Here is a 4,898-nt window from a genome sequence, read left to right on the forward strand (position 1 = left end):
TGCGTAATATTTTTGGAGCCTTGCTCAAATCCCCGTTACAAAAATAACTTCTGACTTCCCCTCCTGGGAGGGGTTAGGGGTGGGTTGACTTCTGACTTCTGACTTCGTTAAATTACCTCTCGTTGAAAAGAAGAGGATTGATGGTTAAGGAAAATTTTTTCTTCTCTTATATCATGTTCGGATGATTAGTTATAAAAAACCTCTTCACTTCAAACTTTGCTCTCTTCCTTCTGCCTTCTGCCTTCTGCCCTCTGCCTTCCTGATTGAGATGCACCCAAAAATTGAGCTTGTTGAATCCATTTTTGCACCAGATCGACAGTGGGACAAAGGTCACGTCTTTGCATAGTTGAGACCTGTAATTTTAGGATTTGTTGATGCAATCTGTGGGTAGGTATTTGAGCTAGTTGAGTAACTGAAGCAATGCCAGCATGAAGCAGAAGTCCACAGTATTGACAGCCAATACTAGGAACTCTAGCTAAGTCTGCTAATGCCACCCATTTCTTGATGTATTGAAGATGAATTTGTAGTTGATTTGCTAGGGTTAATTTCTGTTGAGGAGTGTGGGTTATTTCTAGTAGTTTTCTCGTAGTAGTAATGCCATATTCTATTAGTAATTGTTGGTGTTGTTTACTTAAACCTGGTAATTTTTCAATAGACCAGTTTTGAGATTTGATTGACTGTTTTTTCTGTGTTATTTTCATGTTTATTTTTTCTGTTTTTCGGCTTTGAGAAAATGATAATTTGAGGATTTATTTTATTTGTACTTAGTAAGCATCCCGCAGGAAATGCTTACCGTAATTATTATTTTCATATTGCGATATTTCATCACTATGAAATGCCAAACCAAGCGTGAAAACTTGGGAAATATCTACTTTTTATTTCTTTCAAATCTTCTTCCTTCTTCCTTAATTGCGAGCAAGATGCTCCCACTATTTATAATACCAAATCCGGTTATCAAAAGTCCGCTCTTCGCTCTTCTTCTCTAACCATTCTGCCTTCTGCCCTCTGCCTTCTGCCTTCTGCCTTACCTTACTCACAAACATATTTAACTAATTGCTCTATAGAGTGACAATAATCATAATAAAAAATACGATCAACTTTACTTCATAATATTCAAGATTGTACAAACATTCTAGTGTTTTTTTGAACTGCTTTAATACCTAAAGTAACCATTCGTGAAATCATAGTTATTAACTTTTCTCGAGCTAGTTCTTGTTGCCATATCCATCCTTCTCTAGTAGTAGAATATAGAGGAGGGAGGCGATTGAGAGTATAAGCAATTACATCCACTTTATTAATAGATCTTAATAGATCGTTGGGTAATCTTTTAAGTTGTCGTTCTATTTCTACAGTTGCTAATGGAATCATAGCATTAAATTCATGTAATATAGATTTTTGGCGATCGATTATTGCTTTATTATCCTTAAAAGATGGGTGGAGTGGAGTAGAAAAAATTTTATTGTTTCTTTGGGCTGCTTTAATACCTAAGCTAACTACTCTAGAAATCATATCTGCTATTTTTTGTGACCGTCGCTGTTGCCATATTTTTCCTTTTTGTGTTGTAAAATACATCGGTGGTAATCTATTTAGACTATAGGCAGTCACATCAGCTTTATTGATAGAGTCAACTATTTCTCGTGGTAATTTTTTTAACTGTTTTTCTATTTCTAAAATAATTAGACATTCCATTGCATTACGAAAAGTTGAGGTTAAAAGTGATTTACTCATATAGTTACTCCTGAAAATCGAGTTTTAATTAGCATTATAAATAATCATGAGTTTTATGCAGAAATGTTGTCTGCAATTTTCTTATACCATTTCATGGCAGTAATACATCGAGTGTTTAATATCAAGGGTGATAAATGTTTGTTACAAATGGTAGGGACGTTGCATGCAACGTCCCTACGAAAGAAGGAAGAGGGAAGAAGGAAGAAGGGGGAAATCTTGAAAAAAAGGGAAAAAAGATAGAGATAACTATCTCAAATGAACTGGAGCAGCTATTTTTAAACATATCCGATCGAGGTCTACCTTTTTGTAGCATTCTTTTTTCACCCTTGGTATAATATCAAGTCTGCTCGGGTTCGATATAAAAAAATGTTCCATCCTAGCACCATTGCCAAATGTTTCTTTATAGCAGGGAACAGGCAACAGGGGGCAACAGGTAATATCATGCCCGGATAATCAGTGATAAAACACTTTTTCTCATGAGCGCCTTTTCTTCCCTTCTGCCTCCTGCCTCCTGCCTCCTGCCTTCCTTCGTCCAAAGTGTAATATCATGTCCGGATAATTAGTTATAAAAAAACTTTCTCCTTCAACTCCAGTTCTTCTTCTTTCTTCCCTCTTTACTCCTGACTCCTGACTTCCCCTCCTGGGAGGGGTTAGGGGTGGGTTGACTCCTGAGGACTCCGTAGTTATTTATTTATCACTGTTCAACCGGACATGATATAAGTATTCAACCGAACATGATATAATATCAAATCCGGTAGCATCGGTGTAATAAGATAGTGAATCAGAATCCAGAATTCAGAATTCAGAATCCAGAATTCAGAATTTAGAAGGGAAGAGAACTTAGAATTCTTTCCGCTCTGGGTGAAGATGGAATATTTTTTTTATACCGAATTAAACGGATTTGATATAACAGTTGGAAAAACATTTCCTAAGATTCATCATCCGCATACAGCGCTTTTCAAGTTGATGAACCACATATTCACAAACAAAACTTAGTAGGGGCGATTCGCGAATCGCCCCTACTAATGCTTAAACTCATTGAGATATTACTTTTATAGTGCTACGCGCCAGGGAATAGGGAATAGGGAATAGGGAATAGGGAATAGCAAACTGTAAAAGGGTTTTAGGATTGAAAAATGTCCTAACCAATTTTTGTAGTGCTATAACTTTTGACTTTTGACTTGCGCGTAGCGCTATATCGAATAAGTTATATCATGTCCGGTTGAATACTTATACTTTGGAGAAGGTAAGGCAGCTATGCTGGAGGCAGGAGGCAGAAGGAAAGAAAAGGTTAGAAGGGAAAAGGTTTTTTTATCACGCTATTATCCGGACATGATATTACTACAAAAATTCTAATTTTCACTAATTAGGGTTTGCTGATTAAATCTCAAATAATTACCAGATAAAGGTAAGTGCCTTTTTAGGTATTGAAAAAGTACATGGTTTTCAGCTCTTCATGGTCAAAAAGGAGCACATTTTTAGCGCATAGTTGGGCAAAAAAATTCTCCCCTACTCCCCTACTCCCCTACTCCCCTACTCCCCTACTCCCCTACTCCCCTACTCCCCCGCTCCCCTACTCCCCTACTCCCCCGCTCCCCTACTCCTGAAAAAAGACTTTTGAGCGCAAACCCTAATTATCTGTTGGGCTTAATGTGAATTTTTTAGTTAAAGTAAGCTTCAGATAAGATTATCTTGTTAGTATTAATACTCAAAAAAAATCTGCCCAACCGAGCAGATTTGTACTGTCAACATCTACTTTTTGGAGGTTTCTACCATCCTTCTTTTAATCATATCAATATTGTGCATCTTGATAATCATAGTTTAATTATTGTTATACGTTTACCATAAACTATAATCATTATTGTGTTAAAGTAATCTTAAATAGAGGGTGTGACCCCTCATTAGACCGAGTTGAAGCTATAATCAAAATAATCTAGAAGGGTAGCAAATTGATTTTTTTCTGGTTGTAAAACCGTATTTCTACTTAACAAAAATGCCTTTAATCCTATATTAATGGCACCCTGATAATCAGCAGTTAAACTATCTCCAATATGCACAACTTCTTCAATAGCACAACCACATTTTTGTAAAGCAGCGACAAATATTTTTCGATCAGGTTTAGCTGCTCCTACTTCTGTAGAAATAGTCACATGATCAAAAAAATCTGCTAACTTCAAAGCTAGCAAAACTGGATAAAGTCGAGAATCAAAATTAGATAAAACTGCTAACTTAATTCCGCGATCGCGCCACTTTGTTAATGCAGGTTTCACATCAGGGTAAACAAACCAAGGCGCAGCAGTAGCAAAATGGTTGTAAAGTTCCCGAAAAAAAACTCTGAAATCAGAAAACTGCTCAAATGCTCCTAGTTTTTTGTAAGTTGCAGTAGCGACTTCGCACCACCACTCAAATTCCAATTCAGGTATTTTAGTAGACTCCACACTAGGAAATGCCATGGGTGGAGCAGTTTTAAAACTTTCAAAAAAAGCTGCATTTACAGCGGGAGGCGAAACATCAACTCCCCACTGACTGGCAAATTGTTGATAAATCTCACCTACACTACCACGTACACCAAATAAAGTGCCTACAGCATCAAGCAAAATAACTTTAGTCATATTTAAGAAGGAAGAGGGAAGAAGGAAGAAGGAAGAAGAAGGGGGAAGTAAGAAGGAAGGAAGAAGGTTGATTAAGGAAGAAGGAAGAGGGAAGGAAGAAGAAGGGGGAAGTAAGAAGGAAGGAAGAAGGTTGATTATTGATATTCCGTTGTTTGAGATATTCCATAAGTCAACAGCAGTAATGACAGTTGCTATATATATCATTAAATGGTAGATAATACTATGCCCAGATGATTAAGTATAATAAAAATTTTCGACTGAAGCAGTCTTGAAGGAATATCCCAAATTTCTGCTCCGTTTCCAGTGTTAAACCTTAAATTTACACCTACCACCTATCACCTACCACCTAAGAACTTTATTAATTAGGGCTTGCTGATTAAATCTAAAAGCATTTACAAATAAAGGTTTTAGCCTTTTTAGGGTCGAATTGCAGTGCGCCTGTTTCAGTCTAAAACACTCAAAAAGTTAGTATTTTAGGCGCATAGTTGGGCAGAAAAATCATTCTTACAATTCTTACTCCTACCTCATCTAAATTCCTATTTCTCCTGTCTCCTGTCT

The 4,898-nt window shown here is 36.7% G+C and carries 4 protein-coding genes; 1 reads left to right on the top strand and 3 read right to left on the bottom strand.

What is annotated here, in order from left to right; genetic code table 11:
* Positions 1-209 precede the first annotated feature (209 nt).
* The 3 genes from F6K54_RS40280 to F6K54_RS40290 form a co-directional block, all read right to left on the bottom strand.
* The gene (locus F6K54_RS40280; protein WP_293089992.1) at positions 210-701 is read right to left on the bottom strand and encodes a DUF4332 domain-containing protein; all 492 of its coding nucleotides are present in this window, start codon (positions 699-701) and stop codon (positions 210-212) included.
* A 412-nt stretch (positions 702-1,113) separates the two neighbouring features.
* On the bottom strand, positions 1,114-1,728 hold the full coding sequence (locus F6K54_RS40285) for a late competence development ComFB family protein (protein WP_293089994.1): 615 nt from the start codon (positions 1,726-1,728) through the stop codon (positions 1,114-1,116).
* A 1,901-nt stretch (positions 1,729-3,629) separates the two neighbouring features.
* Positions 3,630-4,340: an HAD family hydrolase gene (locus tag F6K54_RS40290; RefSeq protein ID WP_293089996.1), complete on the bottom strand. Its 711-nt coding sequence runs from the start codon at positions 4,338-4,340 to the stop codon at positions 3,630-3,632.
* Here F6K54_RS40290 and F6K54_RS40295 point away from each other — a divergent pair.
* A complete protein-coding gene (locus F6K54_RS40295) occupies positions 4,306-4,554 on the top strand; it encodes a hypothetical protein (protein ID WP_293089998.1) in 249 nt (82 codons plus the stop codon). The two genes, F6K54_RS40290 and F6K54_RS40295, sit on opposite strands and share 35 nt — an antisense overlap.
* Positions 4,555-4,898: the final 344 nt, after the last annotated feature.

The organism is Okeania sp. SIO3B5 (assembly GCF_010692555.1).
Classification (GTDB): domain Bacteria; phylum Cyanobacteriota; class Cyanobacteriia; order Cyanobacteriales; family Microcoleaceae; genus Okeania.

What these genes read in the sequence shown, in the direction of transcription:
- F6K54_RS40280 (WP_293089992.1), bottom strand. Translation starts at nt 701, where the DNA reads ATGAAAATAACACAGAAAAAACAGTCAATCAAATCTCAAAACTGGTCT.
- F6K54_RS40285 (WP_293089994.1), bottom strand. Translation starts at nt 1,728, where the DNA reads ATGAGTAAATCACTTTTAACCTCAACTTTTCGTAATGCAATGGAATGT.
- F6K54_RS40290 (WP_293089996.1), bottom strand. Translation starts at nt 4,340, where the DNA reads ATGACTAAAGTTATTTTGCTTGATGCTGTAGGCACTTTATTTGGTGTA.